The 15,502-nt window shown below is 64.6% G+C and carries 15 protein-coding genes; 10 read left to right on the forward strand and 5 right to left on the reverse strand.

Annotated features, from left to right (window positions below; translation table 11 throughout):
* The first annotated feature begins 36 nt into the window (after positions 1–36).
* Positions 37–1,050 (forward strand): helix-turn-helix domain-containing protein, encoded by a 1,014-nt coding sequence (locus tag ABCR88_RS03890; protein ID WP_123430038.1) that lies wholly within the window; start codon positions 37–39, stop codon positions 1,048–1,050.
* Positions 1,051–1,056: 6 nt separating this feature from the next.
* Here ABCR88_RS03890 and ABCR88_RS03895 read toward each other — a convergent pair whose 3' ends face one another.
* Entirely contained in the window at positions 1,057–1,530 is a 474-nt protein-coding gene (locus tag ABCR88_RS03895; RefSeq protein WP_011059125.1) for an Lrp/AsnC family transcriptional regulator, read from the reverse strand.
* 187 nt (positions 1,531–1,717) lie between these two features.
* Between ABCR88_RS03895 and kynU the strand changes: the two genes are divergently transcribed.
* Positions 1,718–2,968, forward strand: coding sequence for a kynureninase (gene kynU, locus ABCR88_RS03900; protein ID WP_236203631.1), 1,251 nt, complete (start codon positions 1,718–1,720; stop codon positions 2,966–2,968).
* Positions 2,969–3,078: 110 nt separating this feature from the next.
* Positions 3,079–4,482 carry an amino acid permease gene (locus tag ABCR88_RS03905; RefSeq protein WP_011059127.1) on the forward strand — a complete coding sequence of 468 codons (1,404 nt, stop codon included), beginning with the start codon at positions 3,079–3,081 and terminating at the stop codon, positions 4,480–4,482.
* A 21-nt stretch (positions 4,483–4,503) separates the two neighbouring features.
* Here the strand turns inward: ABCR88_RS03905 and ABCR88_RS03910 are convergent, their stop codons facing one another.
* The 3 genes from ABCR88_RS03910 to ABCR88_RS03920 form a co-directional block, all read right to left on the reverse strand.
* Positions 4,504–4,875 carry a MerR family transcriptional regulator gene (locus ABCR88_RS03910; protein WP_220223660.1) on the reverse strand — a complete coding sequence of 124 codons (372 nt, stop codon included), beginning with the start codon at positions 4,873–4,875 and terminating at the stop codon, positions 4,504–4,506.
* Between the two features lie 71 nt (positions 4,876–4,946).
* On the reverse strand, positions 4,947–5,522 hold the full coding sequence (locus tag ABCR88_RS03915; RefSeq protein WP_015634061.1) for an NAD(P)H-dependent oxidoreductase: 576 nt from the start codon (positions 5,520–5,522) through the stop codon (positions 4,947–4,949).
* A gap of 56 nt (positions 5,523–5,578) precedes the next feature.
* On the reverse strand, positions 5,579–6,460 hold the full coding sequence (locus tag ABCR88_RS03920; RefSeq protein ID WP_123430041.1) for a LysR substrate-binding domain-containing protein: 882 nt from the start codon (positions 6,458–6,460) through the stop codon (positions 5,579–5,581).
* A 215-nt stretch (positions 6,461–6,675) separates the two neighbouring features.
* Here ABCR88_RS03920 and ABCR88_RS03925 point away from each other — a divergent pair, with 215 nt between their 5' ends.
* A complete protein-coding gene (locus ABCR88_RS03925) occupies positions 6,676–7,440 on the forward strand; it encodes a sulfite exporter TauE/SafE family protein (RefSeq protein WP_123430042.1) in 765 nt (254 codons plus the stop codon).
* 9 nt (positions 7,441–7,449) lie between these two features.
* Here ABCR88_RS03925 and ABCR88_RS03930 read toward each other — a convergent pair whose 3' ends face one another.
* Positions 7,450–7,764, reverse strand: a complete 315-nt coding sequence (locus ABCR88_RS03930) for a putative quinol monooxygenase (RefSeq protein WP_123430043.1) — start codon at positions 7,762–7,764, stop codon at positions 7,450–7,452.
* Between the two features lie 203 nt (positions 7,765–7,967).
* On the opposite strand from ABCR88_RS03930, the gene ABCR88_RS03935 reads away from it, so the two are divergent.
* The 6 genes from ABCR88_RS03935 (at position 7,968) to ABCR88_RS03960 (ending at position 15,501) form a co-directional block, all read left to right on the forward strand.
* Positions 7,968–8,558 carry an NAD(P)H-dependent oxidoreductase gene (locus tag ABCR88_RS03935; protein ID WP_015634065.1) on the forward strand — a complete coding sequence of 197 codons (591 nt, stop codon included), beginning with the start codon at positions 7,968–7,970 and terminating at the stop codon, positions 8,556–8,558.
* A gap of 67 nt (positions 8,559–8,625) precedes the next feature.
* Positions 8,626–9,537: a LysR family transcriptional regulator gene (locus ABCR88_RS03940; RefSeq protein ID WP_011059134.1), complete on the forward strand. Its 912-nt coding sequence runs from the start codon at positions 8,626–8,628 to the stop codon at positions 9,535–9,537.
* 221 nt (positions 9,538–9,758) lie between these two features.
* Positions 9,759–11,426: a gamma-glutamyltransferase gene (gene ggt, locus ABCR88_RS03945; protein WP_011059135.1), complete on the forward strand. Its 1,668-nt coding sequence runs from the start codon at positions 9,759–9,761 to the stop codon at positions 11,424–11,426.
* A 228-nt stretch (positions 11,427–11,654) separates the two neighbouring features.
* Positions 11,655–13,100 carry a SulP family inorganic anion transporter gene (locus ABCR88_RS03950; protein ID WP_041115833.1) on the forward strand — a complete coding sequence of 482 codons (1,446 nt, stop codon included), beginning with the start codon at positions 11,655–11,657 and terminating at the stop codon, positions 13,098–13,100.
* Positions 13,101–13,290: 190 nt separating this feature from the next.
* On the forward strand, positions 13,291–14,640 hold the full coding sequence (locus ABCR88_RS03955; RefSeq protein WP_011059137.1) for a gluconate:H+ symporter: 1,350 nt from the start codon (positions 13,291–13,293) through the stop codon (positions 14,638–14,640).
* Positions 14,641–15,501 (forward strand): MurR/RpiR family transcriptional regulator, encoded by an 861-nt coding sequence (locus ABCR88_RS03960; RefSeq protein ID WP_011059138.1) that lies wholly within the window; start codon positions 14,641–14,643, stop codon positions 15,499–15,501.
* Position 15,502 lies beyond the last annotated feature (1 nt).

Raw genomic sequence — 15,502 nt, forward strand, 5'->3', positions numbered from 1 at the left:
AGCGCGCTGAATAAAAATTGCCGTGGGTGCGCCGTGATGAATAGCAAGGCTGATGGGCAGTTTCGCGAGATTCGTATCGATCGCTTTGACCTTGAAGGGGCCAGGAACTGGATGGCGGGAATCTGTGGGCCTCACCGCCTGGAAACCGCCAACCCCGAACGCATTCGTTTCCACCACAATGCCAACGTGCTCAGGTCCCGTTCCACGACCCTGGGCATCATCGAATACGGCACCGATGTGGTGGTGGATATCCAGGACACCGAGCGCTTCAGCAGCTACAGCCTGAGCCTGCCGTTGTGCGGCGAGCAGGAACTGAGCAAGGACGGGCGCCTCTTGCGCTCGGACCGCGGCCAGGGGGTGATCATCGCCCCCAACGAAAGCCAGGTGCTGGCCATCTCCGGAGACTGTCGCAAGCTGCAGGTGGTGATTTCCCGGCCGGCCATGAGCGAGGCCCTGGAGGGCCTGTTGCAGCGCCCGGTGCTGGAGCCGCTGCGTTTCGAGCCCGGCATGGATGCGCTGCACGGTGCCGCCGCGGCATGGTGGCGCATGGCGCAGCATTTCATCGGCGAACTGGCCCAGGGCAACGAGCTCTATGAACAGCTGGCCTTCACCCGGGAAATCGAAAGCTCATTGATCAAGGGCCTGATCCTGGCCCAGCCCAACAACTACTCCAGCGAGTTGCGGGCGATGCTCGGGGTCAAGCTGCCCCACTATCTGGTACGGGCCCGCCAGCACTTGCATGAACATGCCCGCGAGACCGTGCACCTGGAAGACCTGGAGGCCGCCGCCGGTGTCTCGCGCTTCAAGCTGTTCGAGGCCTTTCGCAAGTACTTCGCCCTGTCGCCCATGGCCTACCTCAAGCGCCACCGGCTCAATGGCGTGCGCCAGGAAATTCTCGAGCACGGCTCGGCGCGCAACATCTCGGAGATTGCCCTGGGCTGGGGCTTCACCCACCTGGGGCGGTTCTCCGCCGAGTACCGCAAGCTGTTCGACGAAACCCCGAGCGTCACTGCCCAGCGTCACCCCGCGCGGCGCCCGGCCGGGTTCTAGGACGCCTTACTTGCGCTGCACCAGGTCCAGCAGGCTGTTCTGTTCCTTGATCTTCTGCAGGACGATTTCCGAGCGGATATCGGTCACGCCCGAGGCGCGGTTCAGATGGTTGACGATGAAATCCGAGAAGTGCTTGAGGTTGCGCGCCTGGATGCGCAGCACGTAGTTGCTGGCGCCGGTGATCACGTAGGCGGCCACCACTTCCGGCCACTGCTGGACCTTGCCGATAAAGGTCTCGTGCCAGCCTTCCACGTCCTGGCGCAGGGATACGTGGACGATCGCCTCCAGCTCGATGCCCAGGCGCTCGGCATTGAGCTGGGCGCGATAGCCGCTGATGATCCCCTCCGTTTCCAGCAGGCGCAGGCGGCGCAGGCAGGCCGAGGGCGAGAGGGCGACTTTCTCCGCCAGTTCCTGATTGCTGATACGCCCGTCCTGTTGCAGGAAGTAGAGGATGCGCAGGTCCGTGGAGTCGAGGGTCATGGTTGGCATAAATCCGCGTTTTTTATTGGAGGATTAGAATTTTATTCGAGATTAGTACGACAGCGCGCTGCACTTTGCACGAAAATTCTCCCGGTCTTCGTCCATTATTTCTCAAGTTTTCGGGTTTCCAGGACCCCGTGCCCGGCCCCTTCCGGTGGGCATGACATTGACCAAGACAGGACTGCCAATGATCGATAAAAACCACTGCCTGCGTCTCGATGAACAGGACCCCCTGGCGCCGCTGCGCCAACAGTTCAGCCTGCCCGAAGGGGTGATCTACCTCGATGGCAACTCCCTTGGTGCCCGCCCCGTGGCGGCTGCCGAGCGGGCCCGGCAGGTGATCGAGCAAGAGTGGGGCGAGGGCCTGATCCGCAGCTGGAACACGGCCGGCTGGCGTGACCTGTCCCAGCGCCTGGGGGATCGGCTGGCGCCGCTGATCGGTGCGGGTGCTGGTGAGGTGGTCATCACCGATACCACTTCCATCAACCTGTTCAAGGTCCTCAGTGCCGCCCTGCAGGTCCAGGCCGGACGTGCGCCCCAGCGGCGGGTGATCGTCTCCGAAAGCAGCAACTTTCCTACCGACCTGTACATAGTCGAAGGCCTGACGCAGCTGCTGCAGCAGGGGTACTCCCTGCGCCTGGTGGACAGCCCGGAACAACTGCCGGCGGCCATCGACCAGGACACCGCGGTGGTGCTGCTGACCCACGTCAACTACAAGACCGGCTACATGCACGACATGCAGGCGACCACCGGGCTGATCCACGAGGCGGGCGCCCTGAGCATCTGGGACCTGGCCCACTCGGCCGGCGCGGTGCCGGTGGACCTGGGCCGCAGCGGCGCCGACTACGCCATCGGCTGCACCTACAAGTACCTCAATGGCGGCCCCGGCTCCCAGGCCTTCGCCTGGGTCGCTCCGGCGCTCTGCGACCTGGTTACCCAGCCGCTGTCCGGCTGGTTCGGCCATGCCCGGCAGTTCGACATGGCTACCCGCTACGAGCCTTCCAGCGGCATTGCCCGCTACCTGTGCGGCACCCAGCCGATTACCTCTCTGGCCATGGTCGAATGCGGCCTGGAAGTCTTCGAACGGACCGACATGCAGAGCCTGCGGCGCAAGTCCCTGGCGCTGACCGACCTGTTCATCGAACTGGTGGAGCAGCGCTGCGTCGGTCACGAGCTGAAGCTGGTGACCCCGCGTGAGCATGCCAAGCGTGGCAGCCACGTGAGCTTCGAGCACCCCGAAGGCTACGCGGTGATCCAGGCCCTGATCGCCCGGGGCGTGATCGGCGATTACCGCGAGCCGCGGATCATGCGTTTCGGCTTCACTCCGCTGTACACCCGCTTCAGCGAGGTATGGGACGCGGTGCAGATCCTCGGTGAAATCCTCGACCAGAAAACCTGGGCCCAGGCGCAATTCCAGGTACGCCACAGCGTGACCTGAGACGTGTTTCACCCCCTGGTTGCCGCCCTGTGCGGCGACCAGGCCAGCGGCACAAGGACGGGCCGTCACAACGATTTATATGTGCACACAACAATAAAGAGGCACTCAAAGTGACCACCTCCAACAAGGGTTTCGAAGCGATATCCAATCGCGAGCACGGCCTCAGGCGGCAGTTGACCGCCGGCCAGATGAGCATGATCGCCATCGGCGGGGCCATTGGCACCGGGCTCTTCATGGGCAGCGCCTACGCCATCGGTTATGCCGGCCCCAGCGTGCTGCTGAGCTACGCCATCGGCGCGTTGATCACCCTGATCCTGATGGGCTGCCTGGCGGAAATGACCGTGGCCCATTCCACCTCCGGCTCCTTCGGTGCCTACGCCGAGTTCTACGTCAGCCCGCTGGCCGGCTTCCTGGTGCGCTATGCCTACTGGGCGGCCATCGTGCTGGCGGTGGGGGCCGAAGTCACGGCCATCGCCATGTACATGAAGTACTGGTTCGCCAACGTTCCGGAGTGGGTGTGGATCATCTCCTTCTCCAGCGTGCTGATCGTGCTCAACGGCATCAGCGTGAAGACCTTCGGCAACTTCGAATACTGGTTTTCCACCATCAAGATCGCCGCCATCGTCGGCTTCATCATCCTGGCGGTGTACGTGGTGTTCGGCTCTGGCAACCCCGACTACGGGCTGCACAACTACAGCGCTCACGGCGGCTTCTTTCCCAACGGTTTCGAAGGCATGTGGATTGCCGTGATCGTGTCGATCTTCAGCTACCTGAGCGTGGAGATGATCGCGGTGGCGGCGGGCGAGGCCAAGGACCCGCAACGCGCGGTGAAACAGGCCTTTCGCGCCACTATCGTGCGCCTGGTGGTGTTCTATCTGCTGACCCTGGCGCTGATGCTGGCCATCGTGCCCTGGGCCCAGGCCGGCAAGGCCCAGAGCCCGTTCGTCACGGTGATGCAGACCATCGGTATTCCCGGGGCCACCGGGGTGATGAATTTCGTGATCCTGATCGCCGCGCTATCGGCGATGAACAGCCAGCTCTACATCACCACGCGGATGATGTTCAGCCTGTCCCGCGCCGGCTATGCGCCCAAGTCCATGGGGGCCCTGAGCAAGAACGGGATTCCGCTCAATGCCCTGCTGCTGTCCAGCTCCGGCATCGCCCTGGCGACCCTGGTCAACGTGCTGTACCCCGAGAGTTCGTTCACCCTGATGATGGCGATCTCGATGTTCGGCGCGATCTTCACCTGGTTCATGATCTTCCTCACCCATTACTGCTTCCGCCGCTATCACCAGCGCCACGGCGAGCAGCAGTTGTCGTTCCGCATGCGCCTGTTTCCCTACAGCACCCTGCTGGGGCTGGTGCTGATGGGGGCGGTGATGATCACCACCTTCTTCACCGAGGCGTTCAAGATGACCCTGGTGTTCGGGGTGCCGTTCCTGCTGTTGCTGACCCTGGTCTATTACCTGTGCTTTCGTAAGCCGCGGGTGGTCGCCGGCTTGTCGGAGGTCTGAAGCAAGGCCGCCCGGGCGGTCCTAGCGGCTGCCCAGGGGGCATTCCTCTCGCGCCTGTTGCAGGCTGGTCTCGAACAGCTCGAGCCGGCCCTGCAACTGCTGCAAATCCTCGATCTGCTGTTGCAGCTCGCGCTTTTTCTGCGCCAGGGCCGCCTGGGCCCGGTCCCAGGGGAAGGCCTGCCCCTGGTGGGTGGCGAATACCTGCTGCAGTTCCTTGAGCTTGAAGCCCAACTGCTGGGCGCACTTGATGAATATCAGTTGCTCGACGCTCTGCGCGTCATACAGGCGGTAGCGGCCCTGGCGCGCCGGCTCGGGCAAGAGGCCGATGGCTTCGTAATGGCGGATGCTCTTGATCGTGGTTCCGGACAGTTGCGCGGCTTGGCCGATGTACATGCAGGTTCCTTTTCACTTCCGGATTCCAGGGCCAGCCAATGGGCGCTGGTGTCGCGCATTATCGGGCAGATTCACTGCCTGGCAAGGTGCTCCACTTGCAGCAGCCAGTCGGCCCGGCGTTCCTGGCTGGCGTCCAGCACCGGGCCGAAGGTCAGGGTGCGCAAGGGCTTGATGCCGCAGAAGGCCAGGGTGGTGCGGCGCATCTGCTGCAAGCCGGGCATGCGGTAGAACCAGCGGAAGTACCAGGGCGGTGTATCCATGGTCACCAGCAGGTGGGCGCTGCGGCCCTTTAGCAGCTGCTCCGGAAAGGCTTTGCCGGGGCGGTACTTGAAGGCGAAGCCCGGCAGCAGCACGCGATCGAGAAAGCCCTTCATCAGCGCCGGAATGCCGCCCCACCAGATGGGGAAGACCCAGGTCAGGTGCTCGGCCCAGAGGATGTCGGCCTGGGCCTGCTGCAGGTCTTCTTCCAAGGGCTGGATCTGGCGATAACCTTCGCGCAGCACGGGGTCGAAATGCAGGTCGCCGAGCCTGAGCTGGCGCACTTCATGGCCGGCTTCCTGCGCCGCTTTCACGTAGCGCTCGCTCAATGCCGCGCACAGGCTGTGGCGCGAAGGGTGGCCGAGAATCACCAGGATGCGTTTGCTCATTGCCGTGGTCCTTGAGGAATAAACCCCAAGGCTAAAGTCTGCCCCTAAGGGGAGAGTCAAGGCTCTAGCAGCGCACGGCACAAGCCCTGGGCATACAGGGGCAGGGCGTCGAAGTCGCGGGCGCACAGCAGCAAGCGGCGGCGTGCCCAGGCCTCGTTCAAGGGGCGGCTTTGCAGAGCCAGGTGCAGGTTGCGTTGCAGGGCCGCCAGGGGCACCAGGGCCAGTCCGGCGCCGCGGGCCACCATGCGCAGCACGGCGTCGAAGCCTTCGGCGCGGATGCGCAACTGCATGCGCCGGCCCAGGTGCAGGGCCTGTTCCTCCAGGTACACCGCCAGGGCGCTGTGGCTGGCCAGGCCGACATAGTCGTGGGCCAGGCTGTCGCTGAAGCTGGGGGCCGCCAGGGCACCCAAGGGGTGGTGCGGGGGCATCACCAGCACCAGTGGGTCGTCGCGAAAGGCCCGGGTCATCAGGCCCTGAGTGTCCACCGCATCGGAGACGATCCCCAGGTCCGCCGCGCCCTGGCGCAGGGCGTGGGTGATGCGCTGGCTGGGCAGCTCCTGCAGCTCGATATCGACATGGGGCTGGCTGTGCAGGAAGTCTGCCAGCAGCTCTGGCAGGTACTCGCTGAGTGCGGTGGTGTTGCACAACAGGCGCACCTGGCCCTTGACCCCCCTGGCGTATTCGCCAAGGTCCTGTTGCAGGTGCTCGGCGTACAGCAGCAGCGTTCGCGCATGCTGGGCCAGGGCCTTGCCGGCGGCTGTCGGGCGGATGCCACGACGCCCGCGTTCGAGAAACTCGATGCCCAGCGAGGCCTCCATGGCGCGGATTCGAGCGCTGGCGGCGGCCAGCGACAAGTGGCTGCGAGCGGCACCGGCGGTGATGTTGCCAGCCTCCAGAATGTTCAGGTACAGGCGCAGGTCGATCAGGTCGAAGTGCATGAATGATTCCCCAACCAGCAATTTCTTATGTAGGAGCCGGCTTGCCGGCGAAGAGGCCTTCGGATTTTGCATCGGGCTTGAGTGCGCCTTCGCTGGCAAGCCAGCTCCTACGGAGGTACGGGCCATAGGTTTTTGTATGTGCCTATTGCCGGGCAAGAGGCTGGCTCAGTATATGGCAGATTTTCAGCAGGGCGAGCAGGGCGCAGGATAGGCCCATGAACAGCTCGCTCGCGTTTTATCAGAATCTCGGAGTGGCCCTTTCCCTGTTGGTGATCGGCACTTTTGTGCTGGCCGGCATGGTCAAGGGGGTGATCGGTCTTGGCCTGCCCACCGTGGCCATGGGCCTCTTGGGGTTGGCTATGGCGCCGGCGCAGGCTGCGGCCCTGCTGATCATTCCGGCGACCCTGACCAATCTCTGGCAACTGGCCTTTGGCGGGCATCTGCCGGCCTTGCTCAAGCGCCTGTGGCCGATGCTGCTGGCGATCTTTGCCGGCACCGCCGCCGGCTCCCTGTGGCTGGGAATCGACGCCGGGCATTGGGTGGTGCGGGGCTTGGGGGCGGCGCTACTGCTATATGCCCTGAGCGGCTTGCTGTTGCCGACCCTGCGAGTGTCGGCGGCCCAGGAACGCTGGCTGGGGCCGCTGTGCGGGCTGGTCACCGGGGTCATCACCTCGGCCACCGGGGTGTTCGTGATTCCGGCGGTGCCCTACCTGCAAGCCCTGGGGCTGAACAAGGATCAGCTGGTGCAGGCCCTGGGCCTGTCGTTCACCGTCTCGACCCTGGCCCTGGCCGGCGGCCTGCTGTGGCGCGGCGCCCTGGGCGGCGCCGAGCTGGGGGCCTCGCTGCTGACCCTGGCCCCGGCGCTGCTGGGCATGTGGCTGGGGCAGTGGTTGCGCCAGCGCATCAGCGCCCAGTTGTTCAAGCGGGTGTTCTTTGTCGGCATGGGCCTCTTGGGCGGGCACTTGCTGATCAGCGGCTAGACCTTTTGCTCAGCGGCCAGCCGCGGCCGGGCTGAGCATGTCGATGGCGCGGATCTCGAAGTCCTGCTCCAGGTAGTCCATGCGCGCGTCGAGGAACTGCTGCATGTGCGGCAGGCTGGAGTGGCTATCCAGCGCCTCCTGGGAAGCCCAGACCTCGTAGAAAATGAACAGGCTCGGGTCCTGTCGGTCCCGCAGCATGTGGTATTCGATGCAGCCGGCTTCAGCGCGGCTGGCGGCTACATGGCCGAGAAAGAACGCCTCGAAGGCATCAGCCCGTTCCGGGCGGGTCTTGGCGTGAAGGATGAAGGCCTGGGGTGTGGGCATAAGGAGCACTCTTGCTGATGGGGAGGTCGGCAAAAATTCTAAGGCAACAATCCACCGCTGATTCGTGCGTTTGAGTCAAATGTATTTTGAACAACCCGGGCTTATTCTCCGGCCCTGGCCTGATTAACCTGCCGCCATCGTTTTCAATCTTTACAGCCCGCCGCCATCGATGCGCAACGGGTTGTTCCCGATGAGGCTGGATCATGAAAAAAGTACTGCTGCTCAATGGCGCCAAGCAATTCGCCCACTCCGATGGGCGCTACAACGCCACCCTGCACGACACCGCCCTGGCGGTACTGGATCGTGGCGGCCTGGAGGTCAAGGTCACCCACATCGACGAGGGCTACGACATCCAGGAAGAAGTGGCGAAGTTTCTCTGGGCCGACGTGATCGTCTACCAGATGCCCGGCTGGTGGATGGGCGCGCCGTGGATCGTCAAGAAATACATCGACGAAGTCTTCACCGAAGGCCACGGCAGCCTCTACGCCAGCGACGGCCGGACCCGCTCCGATGCTTCGCAGAAGTACGGTAGCGGCGGCCTGATCCAGGGCAAGCAGTACATGCTTTCGCTGACCTGGAACGCCCCGCAGCAAGCCTTCGACGATCCCACCGACTTCTTCGAGGCCAAGGGCGTGGACGCGGTCTACTTCCCGTTCCACAAGGCCAACCAGTTCCTGGGCATGAGCGCCCTGCCAACCTTCCTCTGCGTGGACGTGATGAAACGCCCGAACATCGAAGGCGATGTGCAGCGTTACGAGGAACACCTCAAGGCAGTGTTCAATCTGCCGGGCTGAATCCGGCTACTATTGAGTGCCTTGAAATTCAGGGGCGATGTTGCCCCGCTGCCGCCAGAGGACTCATGTGAAAGCCCGATCCGACGAGTTGCAAGTCTTCGTCTGTGTCATCGAGTGCGGCTCGATTTCCGCCGCCGCCGAGCAGTTGGCCCAGACCCCTTCGGCGGTCAGCCGCAGCTTGTCGCGGCTGGAGGCCAAGCTCGACACCACGCTGATCAACCGCACCACGCGACGCATGGACCTGACCGAGGAAGGGCGCTACTTCTTCGAACAGGCCAAGCTGATCCTCGATCAGATGGACGAGCTCGAAGAGCGCCTGTCCTCGCGCCAGCGCAACCCGTCCGGGCGCTTGCGGATCAACGCCGCATCGCCCTTCATGCTGCATGCCATCGTTCCCTACGTGGCCGAGTTCCGCAGCCTGTACCCGGATATCCAGCTGGAGCTCAACAGCAACGACCTGATCATCGACCTGCTGGAGCAGAGCACCGACATCGCCATCCGCATCGGCGTGCTGGCGGATTCCACCCTGCATGCCCGCTCCCTGGGCTGCAGCCCGCTGCACATCCTCGCCAGCCCTGACTACCTGGCCCGCCACGGTACGCCGCAGAGCGTGGCCGAACTGGCCGGGCACACCCTGCTGGGCTTCACCCAGACCGAGACCCTCAACCACTGGCCGCTGCGCCATGTGCATGGCGACCGCTGGCAGATCCAGCCGGGCATCAGCGCCTCCAGTGGCGAGACCCTGCGCCACCTGGCGCTGGAAGGGCAGGGCATTGCCTGCCTGTCGCACTTCATGACCATCGACGACATCCGCGCCGGGCGCCTGCAACCGGTGCTGGCCTCGTTCAACAGCGGCTATCGCCAGCCGATCAACGCCGTGTACTACCGCAACTCGCAACTGGCCCTGCGCATCCAGTGCTTCCTGGATTTCATCCAGGGCAAGCTGGCCGATTACGCCAACCCCGAGTTCCAGGGCTGAAGGCTCCCCCCATTCCCCGCCTATCCCCCGTAGGAGCCGGCTTGCCGGCGAAGGGGCCCCCGGGTTTTGCGCAACTCTTGAAGTTGCATTCGCTGGCAAGCCAGCTCCTACGGTTATCCATGGCTGAGGCTTGGGACGTTCGTGCCACGATTGGCGATTGCTCAACCCCCCGTCTCGGGCCTAAGGTTCTTGCCGTTCAATAACAAGAAAAGGAAGGACCTATGCGCATTCTGTTGTTCAAGACCCTGGCCCTGACGGCCGCCATCGCCGCCAGCAGCTCGGCCTTCGCCGTGACCCTGGAAGGCGGCGCGGTGGCCGCGCCCAACCAGTACGGCGCCGATGTCGCGGCGCAGATCCTCAAGAAGGGCGGCAACGCGGTGGATGCCGCGGTGGCCACGGCCTTCGCCCTGGCCGTGACCTACCCCGAGGCCGGCAACATCGGGGGCGGCGGGTTCATGACGATGTACATCGACGGCAAGCCGTACTTCCTCGACTACCGGGAAACCGCGCCCAAGGCCGCGACCCGGAACATGTACCTGAATGAAAAGGGCGAGGTGATCGAGAACCTGAGCCTGGTGGGCGCCCGCGCCGCCGGGGTGCCGGGCACGGTGATGGGCCTGTGGGAAGCTCACCAGAAGTTCGGCAAGTTGCCGTGGAGCGAGCTGATCACTCCGGCCGTGGGTTATGCGAAGAACGGCTTCAAGGTGGCGGACAAGCAGTACCAGTACCGCGAGGATGCGTTGAAGCTGTTCAACGGCACCACCAACTTCGGCGACTACTTCGGCAGCATGAAACCGGGCGAGACCTTCCGTCAGCCGGAACTGGCCGCGACCCTGGAGCGCATCGCCGACCAGGGCGCCAAGGAGTTCTACAGCGGCAAGACCGCCGACTTGCTGGTGGCGCAGATGCAGGCCGACAAGGGCCTGATCACCAAGCAGGACCTGCAGGACTACAAGGTCCAGTGGCGCCAGCCGCTGCAGGTGACCTTCCGTGGCAACACCCTGTACACCGCGCCGCCGCCCAGCTCTGGCGGGGTGGCCCTGGCGCAGCTGATCAGCATCAAGGAAGAGCGCGCGGCGGACTTCAAGGGTGTGGAGCTCAATTCAGCCAAGTACATTCACCTGCTGGCGGAAATCGAAAAGCGGGTGTTCGCCGACCGCGCCGACTACCTGGGCGACCCGGCGTTTTCCGATGTTCCGGTCAAGCAACTGACCGACCCGGCGTATCTGAAAAAACGCGCCGCCGAGGTCAACCCCAACGCCATCTCGGCCACCGAGAAAGTGCGCCCCGGGCTTGAGCCGCACCAGACCACCCACTTCTCCATCGTCGATGCCCAGGGCAACGCGGTGAGCAACACCTACACCCTGAACTGGGACTATGGCAGCGGCGTGGTGGTCAAGGGCGCGGGCTTTTTGCTCAACGACGAAATGGACGACTTCAGCGCCAAGCCGGGCGTGGCCAACGCCTTCGGCGTAGTGGGCGGCGACGCCAACGCCATCGCCCCGGGCAAGCGCATGCTGTCCTCCATGAGCCCGAGCCTGGTGACCCGCGATGGCAAGGTCACCCTGGTGCTGGGCACCCCCGGTGGTTCGCGGATCTTCACCTCGATCTTCCAGGTGCTGAACAACCTCTACGACTACCACCTGCCCCTGGAAAAGGCCGTGGCCGCGCAGCGCGTGCATCACCAGCTGCTGCCCAAGGACACGATCTACTACGACGCCTATGCGCCGCTCACCGGCAAGGTGGCCGACGAGCTCAAGGCCATGGGCTACACCCTGGAAGACCAGGGTTGGGAGATGGGCGATATCCAGGCGATCCGGGTCAATGGCACTGCGCTTGAAACCGCTTCCGACCCACGTGGCCGCGGTGTCGGCAAGGTCGTCAAATAACCGCTGAACCCCTGTAGGAGCTGGCCGGGCGGCGTTCCGCTTGCCGGCGAAAGGGCACGCAAGCCTGGCGCCAGGTCGAGCGGCCTCTTCGCTGGCAAGCCAGCTCCTACCTTCGTTGTGCAGGCGCCGACGGCCGGCTGGTCGGAGGCGGCTCAATTCCGTAACATTCCCCGCCTTCTTTCCGCACTTCCCAGGGCCGCGCCTGCCGGTCCGTCTATCAGGTCAATCATGAAAGCAAAACGTCTGCGTGCCGATGTCCTGGCCGGACTCACCACCTCCTTTGCCTTGCTGCCCGAGTGCATCGCCTTCGCCCTGGTGGCCCACCTCAACCCGTTGATGGGTCTGTATGGCGCCTTCTTCATCTGCACCCTGACGGCGCTGTTCGGCGGGCGGCCGGGCATGGTCTCCGGCGCGGCCGGCTCCATGGCGGTGGTGATCGTCGCCCTGGTAGTGCAGCACGGTGTGCAGTACCTGTTGGCCACGGTGCTGCTGGGCGGGCTGGTGATGGTCGCCTTCGGCCTGCTGCGCCTGGGCAAGCTGGTGCGCATGGTGCCGCACCCGGTGATGCTGGGCTTCGTCAACGGCTTGGCGATCGTCATCGCCCTGGCCCAGCTGGAACATTTCAAGAGCGGCGAACACTGGCTCAGCGGCCAGCCGCTGTACCTGATGGCCGGGCTGGTGGCATTGACCATGGCCATCGTCTACCTGCTGCCGCGCCTGACCCGGGCGGTGCCACCGGCCCTGGTGGCGATCCTCGGGGTCGGCGCGTTGGTGTACCTGCTGGGCCTGCCGACCCGCACCCTGGGAGACATGGCCCACATCGCCGGCGGCCTGCCGAGCCTGGCGCTGCCCCAGGTGCCGTGGAACCTGGAGACCCTGGGCATCATCGCCCCCTATGCGTTCCTGATGGCCATGGTTGGCCTGCTGGAAACCCTGCTGACCCTCAACCTCACCGACGAAATCACCGAGAGCCGCGGCTACCCGGACCGTGAATGCGTGGCCCTGGGCGCGGCCAATGTGGTCTCGGGAATGTTCGGCGGCATGGGTGGCTGCGCGATGATCGGCCAGACCGTGATCAACCTCAGTTCCGGTGGCCGCGGGCGTTTGTCGGGCGTGGTGGCGGGCGCTCTGATCCTGCTGTTCGTGCTGTTTCTCTCACCGCTGATCGAGCGCATCCCCCTGGCGGCGCTGGTGGGGGTGATGTTCGTGGTGTCGCAGCAGACCTTCGCCTGGGCGTCCCTGCGGGTGATCAACAAGGTGCCGCTCAACGATGTGCTGGTGATCCTCGCGGTGACCGTGATCACCGTGTTCACCGACCTGGCCATGGCGGTGTTCTGCGGCATCGTCATTGCCGCCCTCAACTTCGCCTGGCAGCAGGCCCGCGAGCTGTACGCCGACAGCCACCTGGAAGCCGACGGCAGCAAGCACTACCAACTGCACGGCACCCTGTTCTTCGCCTCCACCACGGCGTTTCTCAACCAGTTCGATCCGGCGGGCGATCCTCGGCACGTGACTGTCGACTGTCGCCACCTGAGTTTTGTCGACTACTCGGCCATCGCCGCACTGAAAACCCTGCGCGAGCGTTATGCCAAGGCCGGCAAGCAGTTGCGGGTGCTGCACCTGTCCGAGCGCTGCAAGAAGCTGCTCAAGCGTGCCCGAGAGCATCACGACTGAGATCGGCCACCGCGGCAGTGGATGAAAATACCCACTGCCGATTTTCATAAGCCGGCCTTTCACTTAGCTGTTCGCGACAAAGCCTGCCTCTTTACGAAAATAAGTTTCACTCGGTTTGAAGTTCACCTTTCTAAGTGATTAATGAATTTCACAACCATTCGAAAGTGACGCTGTTTTCAAGGAGGACGCCATGGCTCCCGCTACGGGTTCTTGGCTGCTGGGCTACGCCGCAGTCGCCATCATTGCGCTGATCGTGTTGATCGCCCGCTACCGACTCAACCCCTTTATCGTCATCACCCTGGTGTCGGTGGGCCTGGCGCTGATGGCCGGCATGCCGCCTTCCGGAGTGGTGAGCGCCTACGAGGCCGGGGTTGGCAAGACCCTGGGGCATATCGCCCTGGTGGTGGCACTGGGCACCATGCTCGGCAAGCTGATGGCCGAATCCGGTGGTGCCGAGCAGGTGGCGCGCACCCTGATCGACCGCTTCGGCGAACGCAACGCCCACTGGGCCATGGTCTGCATCGCCTTCCTGGTGGGGCTGCCGCTGTTCTTCGAAGTGGGTTTCGTACTGCTGGTGCCAATTGCCTTCACCGTGGCGCGGCGGGTCGGGGTGTCGCTGCTGATGGTGGGCTTGCCCATGGTCGCCGGGCTCTCGGTGGTGCACGCCCTGGTGCCGCCGCACCCGGGAGCGATGCTGGCGGTGCAGGCCTATCAGGCGTCGGTGGGGCAGACCCTGGTGTATGCGCTGCTGATCGGTGTGCCCACGGCGATCATCGCCGGGCCGCTGTACGCGCGGTTCATCGTGCCGCACATCCACCTGCCGGCGCAGAACCCCCTGGAGCGCCAGTTCATCGCCCGCGAGCCGCGCCTGCGCCTGCCGAGTTTCCGCCTGACCTTGGCCACCATCCTGCTGCCGGTGGTGCTGATGCTTCTCGGCGGCTGGGCCAACCTGCTGGCCGAGCCCGGCACCGGCCTCAACCAGTTCCTGCTGTTTATCGGTAACTCGGTGATCGCCCTGCTGGTGGCCACCCTGGTGAGTTTCTGGACCCTGGGGCTGGCCCAGGGCATGAACCGCGAATCGATCCTCAAGTTCACCAACGAATGCCTGGCGCCCACCGCCAGCATCACCCTGTTGGTGGGGGCCGGCGGCGGCCTCAACCGCATTCTCATCGACTCCGGGGTGACCGAGCAGATCGTCGGCCTGGCCCATGAGTTCCAGCTCTCGCCGCTGTGGATGGGCTGGCTGTTCGCGGTGCTGATGCGGGTCGCCACCGGTTCGGCCACCGTGGCCCTGACCACCGCTTCCGGGGTGGTGGCGCCGGTGGCCGTCGGCCTGGGCTACCCGCACCCGGAGCTGCTGGTGATCGCCACCGGCGCCGGCTCGGTGATTCTTTCCCACGTCAACGACGGCGGCTTCTGGCTGGTGAAGGAATACTTCAATATGACCGTCATCCAGACCTTCAAGACCTGGACCGTGCTGGAGACCCTGATCTCGGTGATCGCCTTCGGCCTGACCCTGGTCCTCGCGGAGTTTTTGTAGATGGACATCCTTTACCAGATCCGCTCGCGCCTGGATTTTCTCAGCGCCGGGGAAGGGCGGATCGCCCGGCTGATGCTCGACGATGTGGGCTTTGCCGCCTCTGCCAGCCTCGACGAACTGGCCCGCCGCGCTGAAGTCAGCGCCGCCACCCTGTCGCGCTTTGCCCGCAGCGTCGGCTGCCGCGACTTGCGCCAGTTGCGCCTGCAGTTGGCCCAGGCCAGTGGGGTGGGCAGCCGCTTCCTGGACCCTGCTGGCACCCCGGAACAGTCCGGGTTCTACCGGCAGATCGTTGGCGATATCGAAGCTGCGCTGCACCAGCATCTGGCCGGTTTCGAGGAGGCCCAATTCGCCGATGCGGTGCGCCTGCTGGGGCGCGCGCGGATGATCCACGCCTTCGGCATGGGCGGCTGCTCGACCCTGTGCAGCAGCGAGTTGCAAGTGCGCCTGGTACGCCTGGGCTACCCCATTGCCGCCTGCCACGACCCGGTGATGATGCGCGTCACCGCCGCCGCCCTGGGGCCGCAGCACGCGGTGATCGCCTGTTCGCTGACCGGCATCACCCCCGAGCTGCTGGAGGCGGTGGCCCTGGCCCGTACCTACGGCGCCGGGATCCTGGCCATTACCTTGCCCGACTCGCCCCTGGCGCAATTGGCGGATGTGCTGCTGCCGCTGCACAGCGCCGAGACCTCGTTCATCTACAAACCCACCGCGGCCCGCTACGGCATGCTGTTGGCCATTGATGTGCTGGCCACCGAGCTGGCCCTGGCCCTGCCCGACGACAACCAGGAACGCCTGCGACGGATCAAGCTGGCCCTGGACCATTACCGTGGCGGCGACGATTGCCTGCCCCTGGGAGACTGAC

Source organism: Pseudomonas sp. W17, assembly GCF_040268305.1.
In the GTDB taxonomy this organism is placed as follows: Bacteria; Pseudomonadota; Gammaproteobacteria; order Pseudomonadales; family Pseudomonadaceae; genus Aquipseudomonas; species Aquipseudomonas protegens.

What these genes read in the sequence shown, in the direction of transcription:
- ggt (WP_011059135.1), top strand. Translation starts at nt 9,759, where the DNA reads ATGCGCATTCTGTTGTTCAAGACCCTGGCCCTGACGGCCGCCATCGCC.
- ABCR88_RS03955 (WP_011059137.1), top strand. Translation starts at nt 13,291, where the DNA reads ATGGCTCCCGCTACGGGTTCTTGGCTGCTGGGCTACGCCGCAGTCGCC.
- ABCR88_RS03960 (WP_011059138.1), top strand. Translation starts at nt 14,641, where the DNA reads ATGGACATCCTTTACCAGATCCGCTCGCGCCTGGATTTTCTCAGCGCC.
- ABCR88_RS03935 (WP_015634065.1), top strand. Translation starts at nt 7,968, where the DNA reads ATGAAAAAAGTACTGCTGCTCAATGGCGCCAAGCAATTCGCCCACTCC.
- ABCR88_RS03950 (WP_041115833.1), top strand. Translation starts at nt 11,655, where the DNA reads ATGAAAGCAAAACGTCTGCGTGCCGATGTCCTGGCCGGACTCACCACC.
- ABCR88_RS03925 (WP_123430042.1), top strand. Translation starts at nt 6,676, where the DNA reads ATGAACAGCTCGCTCGCGTTTTATCAGAATCTCGGAGTGGCCCTTTCC.
- kynU (WP_236203631.1), top strand. Translation starts at nt 1,718, where the DNA reads ATGATCGATAAAAACCACTGCCTGCGTCTCGATGAACAGGACCCCCTG.
- ABCR88_RS03930 (WP_123430043.1), bottom strand. Translation starts at nt 7,764, where the DNA reads ATGCCCACACCCCAGGCCTTCATCCTTCACGCCAAGACCCGCCCGGAA.
- ABCR88_RS03920 (WP_123430041.1), bottom strand. Translation starts at nt 6,460, where the DNA reads ATGCACTTCGACCTGATCGACCTGCGCCTGTACCTGAACATTCTGGAG.
- ABCR88_RS03895 (WP_011059125.1), bottom strand. Translation starts at nt 1,530, where the DNA reads ATGACCCTCGACTCCACGGACCTGCGCATCCTCTACTTCCTGCAACAG.
- ABCR88_RS03910 (WP_220223660.1), bottom strand. Translation starts at nt 4,875, where the DNA reads ATGTACATCGGCCAAGCCGCGCAACTGTCCGGAACCACGATCAAGAGC.
- ABCR88_RS03915 (WP_015634061.1), bottom strand. Translation starts at nt 5,522, where the DNA reads ATGAGCAAACGCATCCTGGTGATTCTCGGCCACCCTTCGCGCCACAGC.
- ABCR88_RS03890 (WP_123430038.1), top strand. Translation starts at nt 37, where the DNA reads ATGAATAGCAAGGCTGATGGGCAGTTTCGCGAGATTCGTATCGATCGC.